This window comes from Caballeronia sp. NK8 (assembly GCF_018408855.1).
Classification (GTDB): domain Bacteria; phylum Pseudomonadota; class Gammaproteobacteria; order Burkholderiales; family Burkholderiaceae; genus Caballeronia.
Window position 1 is genome coordinate 552,734 of sequence record NZ_AP024326.1, and the last position, 18,511, is coordinate 571,244.

Sequence of the window (18,511 nt, forward strand, 5' to 3'; positions counted from 1 at the left end):
TGTCCGATCCGATTCTTTTTAGCAAGAGAACTGCGCGCAGCTCCGCAGTGGGAAGCGCAGACCCGTTGCCGTCAGCGGTTATAAAGGGCCGCGAGGATTGTGTTCGGTGCTTCATCAGCCTTTCTCCCAGCGAAAGCACGTTCTGCTCGTCGGCAAGTCACCGCACGTAAGATTGCACTGGGGCCGCCGTCAATGATTTGACTGCATCGATGCGGAAACGTCAAACGCAAAGCGCGCGTTGTAGGGCTTTTTCCGTTGACTGCTCGTCTTGAAGATCAGTTAGATCGCATTCGACCGTGTGCATCCGAATTCTACGTCGATGGCCGGGAATCTGTTAGTTCATCACGACCGTCATCGTCGCGCGCTGGATACCGGTATTGACCAAATCGAAGGGCAACCGCACTGATTGCCAACACTGCTATGCCCAGTGTAGTAAGCAGAACATGTTGGTCCGCCGTGTCGGCCCGGTTGAGGATGAGATCTCGCGCGAGCGACGCCATCGCGATATAGAGCGGAAAACGCACCGGCAACTGCCCAAGACGTAGATATCGTGCGTCCATTGCAAGGACTTCAAGATACAAGAACATCAGCAGAAGGTCGGTGAGCGAGACAGTGCCGGCCCTCAGGACCTTCCAGGTCTCTTGAGCCATGGCGAAGGCCGTGGCGAGGCCGATCAGGATCAGCACCGTCAGCTCGACCACGTTTATCACGTGGTCGAATCTTCGTCGGACGTTTTCGGTCAGGCCTTGTGTAAAGTGTTCTCTCATTGAGGACCGTGCAGTGTTGGAATTTAACGCAGCAACGATAAGTCTGGAAGCTCAGAAGCATCATCGTTGGCGGGTGCTTCAAGACAGTCTTCTTCCTTGCCGCGAGCGACGTACATCCTTTCCAGGATTTCAGGAATGCATGTCTTCAGCAACCTCACGATTGCACGTACCCGCGGCGGCACCGGGCGTTGTGCCTGGATCAGGAGGTTCAGCTCGAAAGACGGTACCTCGTACCGAGGCAGAATCCGGACGAGCCGGCCGTCTGCGAGCGCATCGGCGCAAGCCAGATCCTCCAGCACGCCGATCCCGACGCCGGAGAGAATCGATTCATACACAGGCCGCCAATGACTGGTCCTGATAGCAGTGCGAATCGACGCGTTTTCCACAACGGTCGCGTCGTGCCGGAGCGGCAACTGGTCCGTGCCGAACATGGCCTGTACCCGAATGAACGGATGCCTGATCAGGTCCGACGGCTCCAGAATGAAGCCCTGCTGGCTCAGGTAGCCCGGCGCGGCAACAAGTGTACGCCCGATCTGCCCGAGTTGACGGGCAATGAACGCGCCTTCTCCAAGCGGGCCCAGACGAAACGAAATGTCCACGCCCTCGGTCACGAGGTCGGCTACCCTATCGTTCAACACCAGTTCCAGTTCGAGCTGCGGATATGCCGCGCGTACGAGCGCCAAGGTCTTCGTGACGACGGTCTCGCCAAAGCAGTGAGGCGCCGCGAGGCGAATCGTTCCTCTGATTGCTTCCTCATCATTCGACATTTCAGACACCGCTTGTTCTACTGCAGACAGAATTCTCTTGCTACGCTCATAGAAGGCGATGCCGTCGGGCGTGCAATTGAATGCGCGGGCACTGCGAAGCAGGAGCCGGCAACCGAGATATTTTTCGAGCCGCTCGATGCGCTCGCTCGTGGCCGGCTGTCCGATGCCGAGGTCTCTCGCCGCGTTGGAGATACTCCCGCGTTCGACGACCCTGACGTATATGCGCATGGCTTCCAGAAGATTCACTTTATTCGCCCCGCCTTTGCGCCGTCACAATTATGAGACGCCGGGCCTGCGCGCCACCGATGGTCTGCTCCTGTCGATTCCTTCCAATTTGCCTTTTTCATTCTCTAGCCTCGATCGTTGTGCGCGGGTCGCGGCATCGCGATTTCGAATCGTGTATTCGATGGAGGAAAGAGTACGGCTGGAGCGCCTGTCGCGGAGTGCACAGATCGGGCTGGCTCCCGTCATTACAGTTTTTGATACGATCTCGGCACCGGGCGACAATCTGTCGGCGCGAGCGCGCCCGCGCCAGGAAGGCGGCCAATACCACTCATGCAGCGGACGTCACGGGAGCCGTCGAATGAATCTCTACGAGAAGCTTGCAGACGACATCGAGCGGTCGATCCGGCAAGGCGTGTACCGCCATGGCGAGCGCCTTCCATCGGTTCGTCAGACAAGTCAGCAACATCGGATCAGCGTCACGACGGCCATTCGCGCGTACTTGTTACTCGAAAGCCGCGGCTTGGTGACGAGCAAACCCCAGTCGGGCTATTTCGTCAATTTCCACGGCGACGCGGACGAGCGGAAGCTGCTCGAGCTACGGCCGTCGAGACCGATCCCGATCTCGTCGCCAGTGGACGTCAGCCGATTGGTGCTCTCGACGCTGCGTTCGATCGGTGTCGACGATGCGGTACCGCTCGGTTCGCCCTACCCCGACCCCAGTCTGTTTCCGTTCGAGCGGATCAACCGCTATGCCTACGACGCCGGACGGGGCAAGGCGCAATGGGGCGTGACGGATGCGCTGCCGCCGGGCAACGCGAAGCTCGTGCGGCAAATCGCGCGTCGCTACCTCGAGAACGGCATGGCGGTCGATCCGAATGAGATCATCATTACGGTCGGCGCGACCGAGGCCATCAATCTATGTCTTCAGGCGGTCGCAAAACCCGGCGATGTGATCGCGGTCGAGTCACCGACGTTTTATGCCATGCTCCATGCGATCGAACGCATGGGCATGAAGGCAATTGAAGTATCGACTCATCCGGAGTACGGCATCGATATCGAGGCGCTTGCCGCGATCGTCAAGTCGCAGACGGTCACCGCCTGTATGGTCATGCCCAATTTCCAGAATCCGCTTGGTTTCCAGATGCCGGACGATCGCAAGCGGGAGCTTGTTCAATTCCTAAACGCGCAGGACATCCCGGTCATCGAGAACGGCGTCTACAACGAGCTGCACTTCGACCGCGCCCACCCGAGCACCTTGAAGTCTTTCGACACCAAGGGACTGGTGCTTCACTGCTCCTCGTTCTCGAAGAGCCTGACGTCGGCTTACCGGATCGGCTGGGCGTTGCCGGGCCGCTATCGCGATCGCGTCGAGAAGCTCAAGTTCCTGAATACGCTGACCTCGCCGGCGATTCCACAACTGGCGATAGCGGAGTTCCTCGAACGCGACGGGTACGAGCATCACCTGAGACGGGTGCGGAAGGCGTATGCACAGCAGGCCAATCTGATGAAGGCGATCGTTTCGCGTTTCTTTCCCGAGGGGACGCGCATATCCAACCCCGCGGGGGGATACGTGCTGTGGATCGAATTGCCGTCCAGTGTCGACGCGATGCGTCTCTACAGGCTCACGCTCGATCAGGGCATCACGATCGGTCCGGGCTACATGTTCTCGGTTTCCGAGTCGACCTACCGGAATTTCATACGGCTCAACTACAGCAGCCCTTGGTCGAGCGAGATCGAGCAGGCCGTGATTACCGTCGGCAAGCTCGTCGCAACGTGTGCTCGCTAGCGTCTCCCGCTTTGTCTGCTTCACGGGCCGGCACACCGTCAGCCCCCGACAAGCGACATGCGGACCGTCGGATAGACTCGTCCTGATCCCTTCTTTCGCTGCGTCGACCGAAGTTCGGAGTAGCGGTCATCGCGCTGGACCCACCGGCTGCGGACGGCCACGGCCAGTTGTTCGACCGACGCGGTATCCGTGAGCCATGGCGTAAGGTCCGCACCTTCCTTGGCGAACAGGCATGAATAAACCCGTCCGTCGGCGGACATGCGGGCGCGCGAGCACGAACCGCAGAAGGGCTGCGATACGCTCGCAATGAATCCGACGTCACCTTCACCGCCGGCATGGCGATAGTTGACCGCGGTGCCCCTCTCCTCGGCAACCGCGTGAGGAATCAAGCGAAACTCCGACTCGACGACGTCCCGAATCTCGCGGGCCGTCATCACGTTCGCGTTCGACCAATCCGCCGCGCCCCCCACGTCCATGTACTCGATGAAGCGCACCGCCACGCCGGTGCCTTTGAAAAGCCGCACGAGTGGCAAAATCTGGCTGTCGTTCACGCCTCGCTCGACCACGGTGTTCACCTTGATCGGATCGAGACCGACCGCGCGCGCCGTCTCGATCCCCTTCAGTATGCGAGACACAGGTATGTCGATATCACTCATCCTGCGGAACACGGCGTAATCGACGGCGTCGAGACTGACCGTCACACGATCCAGACCGGCGTTACGAAGCGATTGCGCCTTCGCGGCAAGAAGGGAACCGTTCGTCGTGAGCGCGAGTTCCATCGCCTTGCCGCTTATGGTCGTCACTTTCGCGAGCTGCTCTATCAGCGATTCGAGGCCACGCCGTAAGAGCGGCTCGCCACCGGTGATACGAATCTTTTCCACGCCGAGCAATGCGAACGCCCTCGCGAGCTTGAGCATTTGCGCGAACGACAGGCGTTCCGAAGACGGCAGAAATGGATAGTCTGCACCGAACGTCTCCCGGGGCATGCAGTAGGTGCAGCGAAAATTGCATTGATCGATAACCGACAGCCGCAAATCCCGCAGGGGACGATCCAGCCTGTCGAGAATGGGCGTGGCTTGACCGGCGGATAGGCGATCACGGGACGCCGTATCCGCTGGTATCGGCTGGTCGATTATCTTCACGATCTATTCGAGAATGAACTGCGAGTGGTAGGGCCGGGGAGCGGCCGTCAATGTTCCGAGCGAAGCGCGTGCGCCCGGCGCATTAGCTGTCCTGCAGGATAGTCGCTTGGCGGGTGCCTGCGACGCACAGTTCGCGTCGACATCCGGAAGCACAGTCTTGCACGCCCACCCCGACGCGGACCCACGCACCGCACAATCAAGTCAGTTGATACGGACGTACGGGTACGACCTCGTCGGGAATCTTGCATCCACGCAGCTCCAAAATGGATCGTTCAATGTTGCGCGTAATGGCGTCGAGCGCCAGCTCATTCGGCGCGACGGAAAACGGCACTGCGACTTCACTCGCGATCGCTTCCAGCGCGATCAGCGTATATGAGATGAAAACACAAAGCAGAGGCGTGAAAAATTCCGTCGAATCGACGAGACCGAACGGGAGCAAAATGCAATAGGCGTAGACGGTCCGATGAAGCAATACGCTGTAGGAAAACGGAATAGGCGTCGACGCGATTCGCTCGCATCCGCCAATTGCCTTACCCAGTTCGTTGATTTGTGCGTCGAACATCCAGCGCTTCGTCTCCGAAGCCAACGAGCGCGTCTGCAAATCGGCCACATCCCGACGAACGTCATTGAGAAGCGCCGTGGACTTGTAGAAGGTGCGGTGCAACGCCTCGGTCCGCGCGCGCCCGAGTAAGGGGAGAAGATCCGGAACCGGATCGGTTCGACGCAGCTCGTGCTTCAGCGCATAGATGCAGGCGATGAGCGTGCGGGCTATGTGCGTGCTGTCCGAGCCCGGCGGGACGTAGCACAATATCTGCGACGTCAGCGACCGCGCGGAGATCAGAAGATTGCCCCAAAGAAGGCGCGCCTCTTTGAACCGTTCATAGCTCGCGTTATTGCGAAACGCGAGAATATGGCGAGAGCGAGACCGAACAATGTGAAGGGCGCCTTTGAGCGGAATCTTCTCGCCGAAAATGCGCCCCTGCGTGAGCACGGCGGGACTGCTGACAATCCCCATGAAAACCAGCTGCGGGATAATCGATTGCAACACAGAACCGTTCCGGACGAACAGCAAACGGAACCAGTTCTAGTTTGACCTCACGATCATGATTTGCTCTCTCGATGTACCGATAGCGCCGTTGGCGTCAGTGATACCCTGCGCCCCCTTCCCCACCGCCCCGGAACACGCGGATCTGGCCGAACATCGTTCCGCCTTCACTGACCATCTGGGAAGCCGCTTCAAGTCACTCGAGCCAGCTATTCGCGCTTGTCGGGACGGTCCGGCTTGGCAAAGTGCGCGTTGTAAGTGGCCATGAAGCTGGGCGCATAGGCGTTGGCTAGTTCGACGGTGATGATGCAGCGCAGGTGCAACTCCTTGAGTTATACGCGGAGCTCCAAAGCGCTTGCATTGAAGGTCCAACGGTTGGCGGAGGATATCGTACCGAACGCTCCGGACTCTCAACCCATGCGCCTGTTCGATCTTCACAGCAAGGACCTCGTCGTGCGACCTTCGGTGCATTTTAGCCCGCTCCTCGCGCAGCCATCGGATGCAGAGGCAAGTCGCCTTCGACAAGCCATTTATCAAGCACCTCCCCAAGCGCAACTTCCGGACATCATCCTCGAGACAGATAGCGCCACGCGATTTAGCTGGTTCCTGCTTGGACGCGAGCCGCGCTCTCGGGGCGAATTGTTAATGGTTTACGCAGCGGTGCCCGCGCACGGCACCTCGCTCTCAGCGGCGGAACTGTGACGAACCCTCGAACGACGCCATCCGGCAGATAATGAACCGTCTTTGCACAGCTTGCAGTCGATACGCATGGATTTACGGCTTTCGCGATGGGTCTGGTCCGCGCATTGGGATTCGATCTCTTCCCTCGCCTATCCCATCTTCGGGTCGTCGGCTTCCCGTTCCTCGCAATCAGGACGTTCCAGAAGAGGTTTCCGCAATCACGGATCGTGATGTCCGGACCGACCTCATCGTAGAGTTTTGGGACGAGTTTGTCAGGATTGCTGCCTCGATTCGCTCTGGAAAGTGCACTGCTGTGCGGGCCCTCACCCGTTTTGGGTCTGCGGCGCGCGGACAACCCGTTTATGAAGGCGACGTGCACATCGGGCGACTATTCCGCACCGGTTAGCTGTCTCGCCCGCGCTGACATTGCTCACGAATATTTTGATGGCGTGGAACACCACGCATATGCAACGTGCGCTCGAGAGGCCGCAAGCCTCCGGACATGAATTGCCGCAACCGATTTGAGGCGAGACGGATTGCGCCGACTTATCTTCACACGCGTCTTCGCATGTTCGCGGTATCTAACGACGCATTATAGGTGTTGACGCAGAGTTGGTAGCTTTGCCAAAGATTCCTTCGACGTAGGAGCCTGAGCACTGATCCGAAGGCATGTTCTCTCGCATCCTTGTATAGTAGTCGGCGATCGCAGCACTTTGGACCACCGCCGCGCCTCTACCCAAGTCGATGGATTGGACGATAAGGGAAACGATGAAATACAAGGACTATTACGCCGTCATGGGCGTGCCCCGAACAGCTACCGAAGCGGAGCTCAAGACCGCCCATCGCAAACTCGCGCGCAAGTTTCATCCGGACCTCAACAAGGACGCCGACGCCGAAGCGCGTTTTAAGGAGGTCGGCGAAGCCTATCAGGTGCTCAAGGACCCAGAGAAGCGTGCAGCATTCGATTCGCTCGGCACCGGCTTCAAGGACGGCGACGAGATCCGCCCGCATGCCGACGTTGGCGGCGGTTACGAGTACAGCACCGGCGGAGGCACACAGGACGCTGACGACTTCTTCAGCGACCTGTTCGGGACGCGTGCGCGCCACTCAGCAAGCCCCCACGAGCCCGGGTGGCCCGGCGAGGATCTCCACGCCAAGGTAATTGTTAGCCTTGAAGACATCTACAACGGCGCACAACGGACCGTGACGCTGCAAACGCCCGTGATCGACGATCGGGGGCGCGTCACGTTTCAAACGCGAACGCTCGACGTCGCAATACCGAAAGGCATCCTCGACGGCCAGCGACTGCGGCTCGCGGGTCAGGGCGGTGTGGGCATTGGCAACGCTCCGCGCGGCGATCTGTATCTGGAGATCGCACTCGGTACCCCCAAGCGGTACCGCGTCGACGGCCGGGATGTGACGACCGACCTTCCCTTGGCGCCTTGGGAAGCAGCCCTTGGCGCCGAAGTTGTCGTACCGACGCCCTCAGGGGACGTCACCGTGACCGTTCCCGCAGGATCGTGGGCCGGCCGGAGACTGAGACTCAAGGGGCGAGGAATTCCCGGCGATCCGCCCGGCGACTTCTACGTGATGCTGGGCATTGTGCTGCCTCCAGCGGATACCGAGGCTAAACGAGCCGCCTACGCCACCATGCACGACGCGTTCGATTTCGATCCGCGCGCGCATTTTTACGGACAATCATCATGAACGGAAACGATCCTACATATCTGCAAGGCGAGATCGTCGAGGAACGCATCGAGTTCACGCTGGTTGAGTTGTGCCGCATTACAGGCGCATCGAGCAATGACTTAGCACGATGGGTCGAAGAAGGCGCGTTCGAGCCACAGGGCGCGCGCATGGAGGAATGGCGCTTCAGTGGCACGTGCCTGCGCCGCGCCATGATCGCCCGACGGCTGACGACCGATCTGGACGTGAATGCGCCCGGTGTAGCACTCGTGCTGGATTTGCTCGATCAGATCGATACGTTGCGCAAACGGCTCGGTCGTTATCGCGATCATAGTGATACGGGAGCTGCGTGAGTAGGCCAGCCGAACGTTGATAGAAGCATCCGTTCTCGCTCTATTCGCAGCTATCGATAATCGTTGATCGATCGCTTGAACACGGCTGCGCGCCCAGTGACCTCAATCCGCCCTCTTGTCTTGGTGCTGACTTCGCGCTGTGGGTTCGGTTGCAGTGACTCGACGCGTGCCACGCGCGAACTTACTGGACTATCAATGTGCAACACTCGCCCTGTTCACTTAAAGAAAGCCTGAAGGCTGCTGACCATCATTTCCATCGCGATTGCAGCCAAAATCATACCCATCAATCGTTGCGTGATGGCAATCGCCTTTGCAGATAAATATTTTGGGAGAAACGGAGCAGATACCAGAGTAATCCCGAGCACTAGCAAATGTTTTTCGATAGCATAGATCGCGCTGAGCGAGCCTAACGATCATTTTCGTATGCATTCTTGACTCCCGATTCTCTTCAGCCATCTCGTCGAAGCCAGCGCTTGTGATTTCCATACTACGCCACGCGCGATGTCGACATCAAAGCCGAGCGGCCCTCGAAACTTGACGCCTCGTCGGCCGATACTAACTATCGCGAGTTTGCCGCGTAGCTTGGACATCGAACGGTCTAAGTCGGCGTTATGATGATTGTGTACCTGCGAAGTAACCGTTGAGACAATCGAGTGCAGTCGACTTTCAACCGTTCTGTTTGCGTGCAGTTCTTTGCCGAAACCTATGCGCGAGACGGTAACCTACAGTCAAAGCCTCGGCCCTGAATGCGCCAGCCCAACCTTCAGGAGGACCTTGTGATGAGTAAAGACGACGGCCTCAGCACGGACTTCATTGCGAAGCAACGAACAAGGCTCGAGCAGTTGCAGAAGGAAATCCTTGGCAACGAGGAGAACACCGTTGCAACCGAACGACGATATCAGGAAGAACATGGGTTCGAAGCTGAGGAGCTTGAAGACGAGGCACAGCGTCGAGAGCAATATGTCTCCAATCAAGCCTTGCGCGATGCCAACGATCAACGAATCGACGATATCCAGCGAGCGTTGCAGAAGATTGACGAAGGCACGTATGGGTTTTCGGACGCGAGCGGAGCGCCGATTCCAAAGGCGCGTCTCGAGGTAATGCCTGAGGCTATCTTCACGGTTGCGGAACAGGCGAAGCGCGAGGCCGAGCGATAAGCGATGGACTCAACGGCCCGCGCCAGAATCCGACATTGCGCTCGAATGTCGATGTCCCTCGGATCGTGAACCTATTGTGAGAGATAAGCGACGATCTTACCCACCGTAACTAGCGCCTCTTCTATTCTCGAAAACCACGGACTGCTGCAGTTGATGCGGATAAAGTTTCGATATGTATTCTCGAAATTAGAAAACATGTGACCCGGTCCTACGGTGATTCCGCGCTCGAGCGCCTGTCGATAGACCTCTCCATCGCATCCACCTTGGAAGGCATCTCCACCCACAAGACGTAGCCCCCGCGCGGTTCGGAAATCCGAGTCCCTGAGGGCAAAAAATCGGTGAATCAACGCCCTGATCAATTTGGTCTGGTATGCGTAGTTCTTCCTTAGACGCCGAAGATGACGCTCATATCCCCCAGTTTCTAGAAATTCGGCGATCGCCATTTGCGGAATGGGCGGAGAAGTCAGGGTGTTTATAAATTTCAGATTCTCGATTTTGTCCCGATATACACCCGCGATAACCCATCCGATTCGGTACGCCGCCGTCAAACTCTTTGAAAAGGACGCGCATGTGACGAATAACCCTTTTCTGTCGAACTTCTTTAGCGTAGTCGGCGCAGCCTTACCGAAATATAACTCGTTATACACCGCATTTTCCACGACGGGTATCTCATGCTCGCCGAGCAATGTCATCAAGTCCTCTTTTTTCTCGTCCGGCATTTCAAACCTGAGCAGATTCTGGAAATTCGGCATGAGCATGCACGCTTTCACATGGTCCCGCTTGATCAGGCCAGACAGCGCATCTGTATCGATTCCGAGCATCGGATGGGTTGGAACCTCGATGGCCCGCATCCCCAATCGTTCGATCGCGTGCAACATCGCGTAGAACGTCGGCGACTCAACGGCGACCGTGTCGCCACGACTCGCGACTGCTTGCAAAGCCAGATTGATCGCTTCGGTTGCACCGACCGTGACGATGATCTGATTGGGATCCACTACCAGCCCGCCGTCTAGGTGACGCTTCGCAATTTGCCGGACCAGGTCGTAATTCTCTGGCGGCAGAGCGTCCCCCACGCCCCACATTTTTCGTGAACGGCCGATCTTCGCAGCTATCCGATTGAGTTTATCGAAAGGTAACGCCGCGGCATCCGGATACGGCGAACCCAATGGCACTGCATGGTCCACTTGAATCCTGCGCAGCGTCGACAGCACCAGTCTGCTGACCTCCACAGGACTGGACACTGAAACTGGCGTAGACGGAAGAATTGGCAAAACAGGCCCGTCGTCAGTGCTCGCTGAACTATCGCACACGTAGAAACCGCACTGAGGCCGCGAGGAAATGAAGCCTTTACTCTCCCGGCGCAGATATGCGCGAATGACCGTGGATATAGACCGGCCATATTGCTTACTCAGCTCCCGAACGGATGGCAAGCGCTCACCCGGCTTATACACCCCGCGACGGATAAGCCCCTCAACGTCGTCCGCAAGCTCTTCATACAGCACCATGCAAACCTCAGACAAAAAGATCAGAAGTTCAATTCGCTTGGACTGATAGAGAACAGTGCACATTTAATGCCGTTTCTTGCAACTGTACTCTACTAAATCTACCTGATCTGTAACGCATTTGCCGACAGCAATGCATCTATCGTGAAGGCTATTTAAATAGATGATAGGTACCGAACATGGACTCGCGACACTCCATTGTCCGTCTGCAAAGTAGCGCCCCTTCCGCACTTCACGGCAATCTAGTGGGTTCTCGTAGAGCTCCGCCTCAAAGGAGTACGGGGGGGCGCTGTAGATGAACCTCATTGAGAGCATGCGTATTTACGTAAGAGTGGTCGAGCGCGCCAGCATCTCTGATGCAGCGCGAGATCTTGAGATCGGTCAATCGACCGTGAGCGAGCGAATCGAGAAGCTCGAGAAGTTCCTCGGATGCCGTTTGCTACTGCGCAGCGCAAGAGCCTTCAGTTGCACGCCCGAGGGCCAGGCGTTCTATGAACGGAGCAAGACAATCCTTCAGGCTACCTCTGATGCGATAAGCGAGATTTCCGGAGATCAACAGCTTGCGAATGGCATTACGCGCATCGCAGCGCCACACTGCTTCGGAGAGACGATACTGCCCTACCTGGTTGAATACTTCCGAAGCAATTTTCCGCCGACGTCGTTGAGCTTGACCCTGAATGACCGGATTGTTGATCTGGTCACGGAGGGAGTAGACCTATCATTTCGCACCGGTCCCCTTGGAGAGGGCGCATTCGTCGCTTACCCGCTTGGAAAGGTGAGCCGATTTCTCGTCACGTCGCGGGCATACGCTGAAAAAAACAGGCTCCTCACGTCGCCAGGCGATCTGCCGTTGCATACCTTGATTGGATTCAACAACTCAGCGGATCAGATTGCGATGATCAGCGAATCAGGCGTTGTGGAGAACATACCTTTCCCAAGCGACATCAAGACAAGCCACTGGCGCCCGGCATTTGAAATGGTGCGCATGGGCATGGGCATCGGAATGTTCGAGGAGTATGCCTGCACAGAAGCATTTGACCGCGGCGATCTGGTGAAAGTACTTCCTGACCTCAAGATCGTCCCGTTGGATTTGAACCTGCTGATCCAGGCCCAACGTCCAGTGCCGCAACGAGTGCGAACGATTGTCTCCATTCTCAGGAATGTTGTTCCTAATTTCCTTCCGCGAACCGCGTGACAGCGTGACAACAGCGTTCAAGATAGCGAGTGCGATGCAGTAGCATGCAAGGCAACGAACGCAATCATAGGTCTTAGGCAAGACCTGCCAACGCCACTTCTACACGGATTTCCCACTCGTTATATTCGGTAAAACATTACGGATTAGTCGTTGACGATACTTAGCATCGGCCAACAAACAGTACTATGCTTTCTGACAGCACCTACAATGATTCATCCCATATCACACTAAGTTCGGTTCGAATAAGTCCGTCATAAACGCGCACAGAAAACATCCACGCGTTCTCGAATGCGCGACGCTGGGTCACATTGTCAGCACGACCTAATTCTTATCCGTGTTCATTCGGAGGCCGGTATGGCAAAAAGAGAGGTTCCTGGTGTTCGTCGGTACGATTCGCCGGCCGGTGGCTGGGGAGCGCTGAAAGCTACAGCGCAAGCCGTAAAGACTCAGATGGAGACAATCGAGGCACCTATCACGCTGATGCGTACCAATCAGCCTGACGGCTTCGATTGCCCCGGATGCGCATGGCCTGATAAGGAGCACCGGTCTACATTCCAGTTCTGCGAAAACGGAGCGAAAGCAGTCACTTGGGAGGCCACCACCAAACGCGTGGGCCCTGATTTCTTTGCCGCGAATACGGTTACCTCTCTACGTGGTCTGACCGATTTCGAGCTCGAAGGAATGGGGAGGCTCACGCACCCTCTCGTGTACGATCGGGCGAGCGACAAATTCCTTCCGGTGGACTGGGACGTTGCGTTCAGCCGCATCGGAGAAATTCTTCGCAACCTGACTCCCGATGAGGCCGAGTTCTACACGTCGGGTCGAGCGTCGAATGAAGCAGCCTACCTGTTTCAATTGTTTGCGCGCGAGCACGGTACGAACAATTTCCCCGATTGTTCGAACATGTGCCATGAGCCCACAAGCGTCGGGCTCCCGAGATCCATCGGCATTGGTAAAGGCACGGTCTCGCTCGACGATTTCGACGTAACAGAGCTCATCATTTCGATCGGGCACAATCCCGGTACGAACCATCCTCGCATGATGGGAACCCTCCACGAGGCCTCCCGGCGCAACGTGCCGATCATCGTCTTCAATCCTTTGCGGGAACGCGCGCTCGAACGCTTCGCCGATCCTCAAGACGCTCTTGAAATGGCCACCTTCAGTTCCACAAGAATCGCTTCGACCTATTATCAGGTCGACGCTGGCGGCGACGCAGCCGCAATCAAGGGGGTCATCAAGGCTTTGCTAGCGATGGACGCGGAAGAAGGAAACGTGCTCGATCACGATTTCATCGCCCAACACACCAACAATTTCGACGCATTCAAGGAGGATATTGAAGCGACGGAATGGGCTGACATTGAGAAAGCGAGCGGGCTCAACCGTCCGGGGTTGGAGCAGGTTGCGCTCGCCTATGCAAAGTCGAAGGCGACGATTGTCACCTATGGCATGGGAATTACTCAGCATAACCGCGGAACGGCGAACGTCAGGCTGATAGCTGACCTGCTGTTGCTGAAGGGAAACTTCGGCAAGCCCGGCGCTGGCATTTGCCCGCTCAGAGGGCATTCCAATGTGCAAGGAAATCGAACCGTCGGGATTACGGAGAAACCGTCGACTGAGTTTCTCAGCAGCATAGAATCGGTTTTTGGCTTTTCCCCACCGCAAGAGCACGGACACGATGCCGTGCAGGCGATGCAGGCCATGATCGAGCGGAAGTCTAAAGCGCTAGTCTGCCTTGGCGGTAACTTCGCCGTCGCCCTTCCCGACTCGGAGCTCGCATTTCCGGCCATGAGAGACCTCGATCTCAGCGTTCACATCGGCACCAAGCTCAATCGAACCCATCTGTTGGTCGGGAAAGAGACCTATGTGTTGCCATGCTTGGGCCGCACAGAGCTCGATATGCAGGCAGGCGGCCGTCAGTCGATTACCGTCGAAGATTCAATGTCGATGGTCCATGCGTCCTCGGGCAAGCTGATGCCGGCGTCCGAGTTCCTGCGTTCCGAACCCGCAATCGTTGCCGGCATGGCGAAAGCGACTATGCCTGCGAGCAAGGTCAATTGGGACGAACTCATCGCGGACTACGACAAAATCCGAGATGTCATCGAACGAACCGTTCCCGGATTCGAAGCGTTCAATGCACGGATCCGCGTGCCCGGTGGATTCAGATTGCCACTCCCGCCTACCGAACGTGTTTGGCATACTCCCTCCGGCAAAGCCGAATTTTCAATCTACCAAGGCGTCAAGGAGGATGCAGACGTTCTCGGCGCGGAAGGCGTGCTGCGCCTGATTACCATCCGTAGCCACGATCAATACAACACAACGATCTACGCTATGGATGACCGGTATCGGGGCGTCTTCGGAAGACGCGACATACTCTTCATGAACGAAGCAGATTTGGCGGCGCTTGGCCTCGAACATGGTGATGTCGTGGATATCGAGACAATCTGCACCGATCGGACGCTGACCCTGAGGGGAATAACAGCGATTGAGTACAAGATCGCTCCGGGCTCAGTGGCCGCATACTACCCGGAGGCGAATGTCCTTGTTCCGCTAGATTACATTGATAAAGAAAGCGGGACGCCATCCTATAAATCCGTTCCTGTTCGCGTTCGACGGTCAGAGGCAAACGCCCCTTGAACTTGTTGGCGAGGCCGTCGGCTTGTGTTACCCCAAGCCGGCGGTACGAGCGCGCCTTGCAGTGTATGCCTGTCGTTCTTGGACTTTGGGCAACCTCCTTCAGATGCGTGTATGTAAGGTTTGAACGCGAAAAACGCCTTGGAGCCGCACTAAATGGACATTTTCGACGCCTTTCATCTTGCGAGATTGCAGTTCGCCTTCACCGTCTCCTTTCATATCGTCTTTCCTGCGATAAGCATTGGCATGGCAAGCTTTCTGGCTGTGCTTGAATGGCGATGGTTGGCGACAGGAAATGCAGCTTATAGAGAGATGTTCCATTTTTGGTCTCGGATCTTCGCTGTCGGCTTTGGCTTAGGCGTGGTATCTGGCGTGGTGATGGCGTATGAATTTGGAACCAACTGGAGCGGATTCTCCGATGTTGCGGGCAACATCACGGGGCCGCTTCTGACCTACGAGGTGTTAACGGCGTTCTTCTTGGAGGCCGGCTTCCTCGGCGTTATGTTGTTCGGATGGGACCGAGTAGGTCCAAGAGGTCACTTCTTCGCCACGTTAATGGTTGCGGTCGGCACGCTGATCTCCACGTTCTGGATACTCGCTTCGAATAGCTTCATGCATACCCCTCAGGGTTTTGCAATGGAGAACGGACGCATCGTGCCAACAGATTGGCTGAAAGTCATCTTCAATCCTTCCTTTCCGTACCGGCTTACTCATATGACTATCGCGGCCTTCATCGTTGCCGCATTCATCGTCGCAGCGTGTGGCGCATGGCATCTTCGCAGGGGTCGCACTGATGAGCCGATCAAACGAAGTTTCTCAATGGCTCTTTGGATCTTGCTTTTTCTCGCGCCGATCCAGATCCTCGTCGGAGACGCCCATGGCTTAAACACTCGTGAGTATCAACCTGCGAAGATCGCTGCAATCGAAGGGTTGTGGGAAACCGAAAAAGGCGGTACTGCATTGAACCTGATCGGCTTCCCTGACATGGACGCCGAGGTCACTCGATACGCGATCTCGATCCCACACCTTGGAAGTCTTATCCTCACGCACAGCTGGACAGCGGAGATACGCGGTTTAAAGGAATTCAAGAAGGAGGATCGACCGTACTCGCCTATCATTTTTTGGACGTTTCGCTTGATGGCCGGACTGGGAATGTTGATGCTCCTCACTGCAGTTGTGGCGCTTATCCTTCGCCTACGAGGACGGTTGTATGACACTCGTTGGTTTCATGGGTTTGTCGTTTGTATGGGGCCGTCCGGCATCGTTGCACTATTAGCGGGATGGATTACGACAGAAGTCGGAAGGCAACCGTGGACGGTTTATGGCGTGCTGCGAACCATTGATTCGATGTCCCCAATCGGAGCACAGCAGGCGGGTGTGTCACTGTTGATATTTGTGATGGTGTATTTCCTAGTGTTTGGCGTGGGGATCTACTACATGCTAAAGATGATGGGTCGCGGCCCTAACCCCGTTGTGGATCAATGGGCGCACCTTCGACATCCCGTCCTTCGGAATCGGCCGCTCGACGCACTGGAAGGAGAATAGCCATGCAAATCGATCTTCCAATTATTTGGGCACTTATCATTGGGCTCGCCGTCTTCATCTACGTAATCCTTGACGGCTTCGATCTTGGCATCGGCCTTCTCTTTCCTTTCTTCGAAAGTAAAGGCGAACGAGAAGTTATGCTGAATACAGTGGCGCCGGTATGGGATGGAAACGAGACGTTCTTAGTCCTAGGCGGAGCGGGCCTGTACGGCGCATTCCCCTTGGCCTATTCAACTCTCCTTCCCGCAAACTATATGCCGCTGATCCTAATGGTTGTTGGTTTGATTTTCAGAGGTGCTGCTTTTGAACTACGCTCAAAGGCACGACGCACTCAGCATGCCTGGGATCTGGCATTCATCGGTGGCTCCGCACTTGCCTCCTTTTGCCAGGGCATCGTACTTGGCTCTTTGCTCCAGGGGACAAAGATCTTGAATGGCCGGTTCGTGGGCGAACCCTTTGATTGGCTGTCGCCCTTTAGTTTGTTCTGCGGGTTCGGTTTGATGACTACCTACGCAACATTGGGGTGTGGATGGCTCATCATGAAAACCGAAAAAGAGATCCAGGCAAAGATGCGGGCTGTGATGAAACCCCTCGTGGCCGTGCTCCTCGGCACAATAGTTATTGTCAGCATCTGGACGGTGCTCGGCCTACCTCGGGTCGAAGCGCGCTGGTTTGGAAGCGGCAACACCAAATATTTCGCGCCCGTACCGATTTTGGTCATTGCATGTGTCTGGGGTATATATTTTTCGCTCAAACGTGGTCACGAAGCGACGCCGTTTCTCCTGACGCTAGCCATTTGTTTCCTCGGATTTAGCGGGTTGATCATCAGCATCTGGCCATTTATTCTCCCTCCGTCGCTAACCATTTGGGAAGCATCAAGCGTGAGGTCAAGTCAGCTTTTCGCGCTTGTCGGGACTGCAATCGTCCTTCCAATTATCCTTGTTTACAACGCAATGCAATATCGGGTTTTCCGGGGTAAAGTACGCGAGGGAGATGCAGGCTATCACTAATTTGATTGGATCGGTTCAGTATTTCATTGGCGTTGACAAATGAGTTCGGCGTGTGACCTGAATGCTGCCAGTCCTATGCAAAAAAGAAGGCGATTATGATCGTTCGGCCCAATCAAAATTGGCTGTCATTACTTTTCGTATGGAACGGATCGGTGCTTCAATCTGTCATTCCGCAACTAATATTTATGGGAGTGGTTAGCAGTCTCGCCGTATTCACCCACGGTAAGATTTTTGGCGAAAAGATACCGCTTAACACGACACCCTTCACTCTACTCGGCATCGCTCTAGCGATATTTTTAGCGTTTCGAAACAATGAAAGCTACGCCCGATTCAATGAAGCTCGTCACCTGTGGGGTAACATTCTGATCGCCAGCCGAAATTTGGCCTCGCAGGCGTATTCATATTTTCCGACACAGATTGATCAAGTAGAATTCTGCAACCTGCTTGCCGCCTTCTCATATGCGCTTAAACATCAGCTACGCAAGACAAGTCCGAAGGAAGAGCTTACACACCTACTTCCCCCTCTTGTGGAAGAGCATCTGAGTAAAAAATTGTATGTTCCGGTTGCCATTCTGAATCTCATAAGAGATAGACTATCGCGCGTCGATTCAAATAGAAACACGGCGATCACAAGACTGCTTCTTTTGGATGCTCAGGTCTCTGAGTTAGAGAAGTCGGTGGGAGGATGTGAACGAATCGCCTCTACACCGATCCCGTTCGCTTATAACGTCCTGCTTCACCGCACTGTCTATGCGTATTGCGTGTTACTGCCATTTGGACTAGTTGATTCTACTGAGTTTTTCACGCCGCTTCTATGTGTATTCATTTCATATACGTTAATGGCGCTTGAGGCCATTGCAAGCGAAGTCGCAGACCCTTTCAGCGATGCGCCCAACGCGCTCGCGCTTGACTGCATCTCTCGAAACATTGAACGGTCTCTCTGCGAGATTTACGGTCGTGAGTTGCCGGATGAAATAAAGCCAAGACGCCCATACCTTTTTACATGACTGTAGAGGGGA

The 18,511-nt window shown here is 56.0% G+C and carries 14 protein-coding genes and 2 pseudogenes; 10 read left to right on the forward strand and 6 right to left on the reverse strand.

The window, feature by feature from the left end:
* Positions 1–311: 311 nt before the first annotated feature.
* On the reverse strand, positions 312–767 hold the full coding sequence (locus tag NK8_RS35375; RefSeq protein ID WP_213233322.1) for a phosphate-starvation-inducible protein PsiE: 456 nt from the start codon (positions 765–767) through the stop codon (positions 312–314).
* Positions 768–790: 23 nt separating this feature from the next.
* A complete protein-coding gene (locus NK8_RS35380; protein ID WP_213233323.1) occupies positions 791–1,780 on the reverse strand; it encodes a LysR family transcriptional regulator in 990 nt (329 codons plus the stop codon).
* Between the two features lie 337 nt (positions 1,781–2,117).
* On the opposite strand from NK8_RS35380, the gene NK8_RS35385 reads away from it, so the two are divergent.
* Entirely contained in the window at positions 2,118–3,545 is a 1,428-nt protein-coding gene (locus NK8_RS35385) for a PLP-dependent aminotransferase family protein (protein ID WP_213234012.1), read from the forward strand.
* 38 nt (positions 3,546–3,583) lie between these two features.
* Here NK8_RS35385 and moaA read toward each other — a convergent pair whose 3' ends face one another.
* The gene (moaA, locus tag NK8_RS35390; protein ID WP_225936633.1) at positions 3,584–4,612 is read right to left on the reverse strand and encodes a GTP 3',8-cyclase MoaA; all 1,029 of its coding nucleotides are present in this window, start codon (positions 4,610–4,612) and stop codon (positions 3,584–3,586) included.
* 271 nt (positions 4,613–4,883) lie between these two features.
* Positions 4,884–5,735 (reverse strand): bestrophin family protein, encoded by an 852-nt coding sequence (locus tag NK8_RS35395; protein ID WP_213233325.1) that lies wholly within the window; start codon positions 5,733–5,735, stop codon positions 4,884–4,886.
* 459 nt (positions 5,736–6,194) lie between these two features.
* On the opposite strand from NK8_RS35395, the pseudogene NK8_RS43140 reads away from it, so the two are divergent.
* From NK8_RS43140 to NK8_RS35420, 3 genes and pseudogenes are all read left to right on the forward strand, one after another.
* Positions 6,195–6,911, forward strand: a pseudogene (locus NK8_RS43140) (Tn3 family transposase); the annotation flags it as partial.
* 270 nt (positions 6,912–7,181) lie between these two features.
* Positions 7,182–8,120 (forward strand): DnaJ C-terminal domain-containing protein, encoded by a 939-nt coding sequence (locus tag NK8_RS35415; RefSeq protein WP_213233329.1) that lies wholly within the window; start codon positions 7,182–7,184, stop codon positions 8,118–8,120.
* On the forward strand, positions 8,117–8,452 hold the full coding sequence (locus NK8_RS35420) for a chaperone modulator CbpM (protein ID WP_213233330.1): 336 nt from the start codon (positions 8,117–8,119) through the stop codon (positions 8,450–8,452). Before NK8_RS35415 ends, NK8_RS35420 begins: the two co-directional genes overlap by 4 nt.
* Positions 8,453–8,667: 215 nt before the next feature.
* Here the strand turns inward: NK8_RS35420 and NK8_RS35425 are convergent.
* Positions 8,668–8,802, reverse strand: a pseudogene (locus NK8_RS35425) (MarC family protein); the annotation flags it as partial.
* A gap of 429 nt (positions 8,803–9,231) precedes the next feature.
* Here NK8_RS35425 and NK8_RS35430 point away from each other — a divergent pair.
* Entirely contained in the window at positions 9,232–9,609 is a 378-nt protein-coding gene (locus NK8_RS35430; protein ID WP_213233331.1) for a TraR/DksA family transcriptional regulator, read from the forward strand.
* 71 nt (positions 9,610–9,680) lie between these two features.
* On the opposite strand, the gene NK8_RS35435 is transcribed toward NK8_RS35430, so the two are convergent.
* Positions 9,681–11,177, reverse strand: coding sequence for a PLP-dependent aminotransferase family protein (locus NK8_RS35435; protein ID WP_367657818.1), 1,497 nt, complete (start codon positions 11,175–11,177; stop codon positions 9,681–9,683).
* A 229-nt stretch (positions 11,178–11,406) separates the two neighbouring features.
* Between NK8_RS35435 and NK8_RS35440 the strand changes: the two genes are divergently transcribed.
* The 5 genes from NK8_RS35440 to NK8_RS35460 all read left to right on the forward strand — a co-directional run bounded on the left by NK8_RS35440 (position 11,407) and on the right by NK8_RS35460 (position 18,499).
* A complete protein-coding gene (locus NK8_RS35440) occupies positions 11,407–12,306 on the forward strand; it encodes a LysR family transcriptional regulator (protein WP_213233332.1) in 900 nt (299 codons plus the stop codon).
* Positions 12,307–12,660: 354 nt separating this feature from the next.
* Entirely contained in the window at positions 12,661–14,940 is a 2,280-nt protein-coding gene (locus NK8_RS35445; RefSeq protein ID WP_213233333.1) for an FdhF/YdeP family oxidoreductase, read from the forward strand.
* Between the two features lie 153 nt (positions 14,941–15,093).
* Entirely contained in the window at positions 15,094–16,482 is a 1,389-nt protein-coding gene (locus NK8_RS35450) for a cytochrome ubiquinol oxidase subunit I (protein ID WP_213233334.1), read from the forward strand.
* Positions 16,483–16,484: 2 nt separating this feature from the next.
* On the forward strand, positions 16,485–17,492 hold the full coding sequence (cydB, locus tag NK8_RS35455) for a cytochrome d ubiquinol oxidase subunit II (RefSeq protein ID WP_213233335.1): 1,008 nt from the start codon (positions 16,485–16,487) through the stop codon (positions 17,490–17,492).
* 95 nt (positions 17,493–17,587) lie between these two features.
* Positions 17,588–18,499, forward strand: coding sequence for a bestrophin family protein (locus tag NK8_RS35460; protein WP_213233336.1), 912 nt, complete (start codon positions 17,588–17,590; stop codon positions 18,497–18,499).
* Positions 18,500–18,511: the final 12 nt, after the last annotated feature.

What these genes read in the sequence shown, in the direction of transcription:
- NK8_RS35375 (WP_213233322.1), bottom strand. Translation starts at nt 767, where the DNA reads ATGAGAGAACACTTTACACAAGGCCTGACCGAAAACGTCCGACGAAGA.
- NK8_RS35385 (WP_213234012.1), top strand. Translation starts at nt 2,118, where the DNA reads ATGAATCTCTACGAGAAGCTTGCAGACGACATCGAGCGGTCGATCCGG.
- NK8_RS35415 (WP_213233329.1), top strand. Translation starts at nt 7,182, where the DNA reads ATGAAATACAAGGACTATTACGCCGTCATGGGCGTGCCCCGAACAGCT.
- NK8_RS35420 (WP_213233330.1), top strand. Translation starts at nt 8,117, where the DNA reads ATGAACGGAAACGATCCTACATATCTGCAAGGCGAGATCGTCGAGGAA.
- NK8_RS35430 (WP_213233331.1), top strand. Translation starts at nt 9,232, where the DNA reads ATGAGTAAAGACGACGGCCTCAGCACGGACTTCATTGCGAAGCAACGA.
- NK8_RS35435 (WP_367657818.1), bottom strand. Translation starts at nt 11,177, where the DNA reads ATGTGCACTGTTCTCTATCAGTCCAAGCGAATTGAACTTCTGATCTTT.
- NK8_RS35440 (WP_213233332.1), top strand. Translation starts at nt 11,407, where the DNA reads ATGAACCTCATTGAGAGCATGCGTATTTACGTAAGAGTGGTCGAGCGC.
- NK8_RS35445 (WP_213233333.1), top strand. Translation starts at nt 12,661, where the DNA reads ATGGCAAAAAGAGAGGTTCCTGGTGTTCGTCGGTACGATTCGCCGGCC.
- NK8_RS35450 (WP_213233334.1), top strand. Translation starts at nt 15,094, where the DNA reads ATGGACATTTTCGACGCCTTTCATCTTGCGAGATTGCAGTTCGCCTTC.
- cydB (WP_213233335.1), top strand. Translation starts at nt 16,485, where the DNA reads ATGCAAATCGATCTTCCAATTATTTGGGCACTTATCATTGGGCTCGCC.
- NK8_RS35460 (WP_213233336.1), top strand. Translation starts at nt 17,588, where the DNA reads ATGATCGTTCGGCCCAATCAAAATTGGCTGTCATTACTTTTCGTATGG.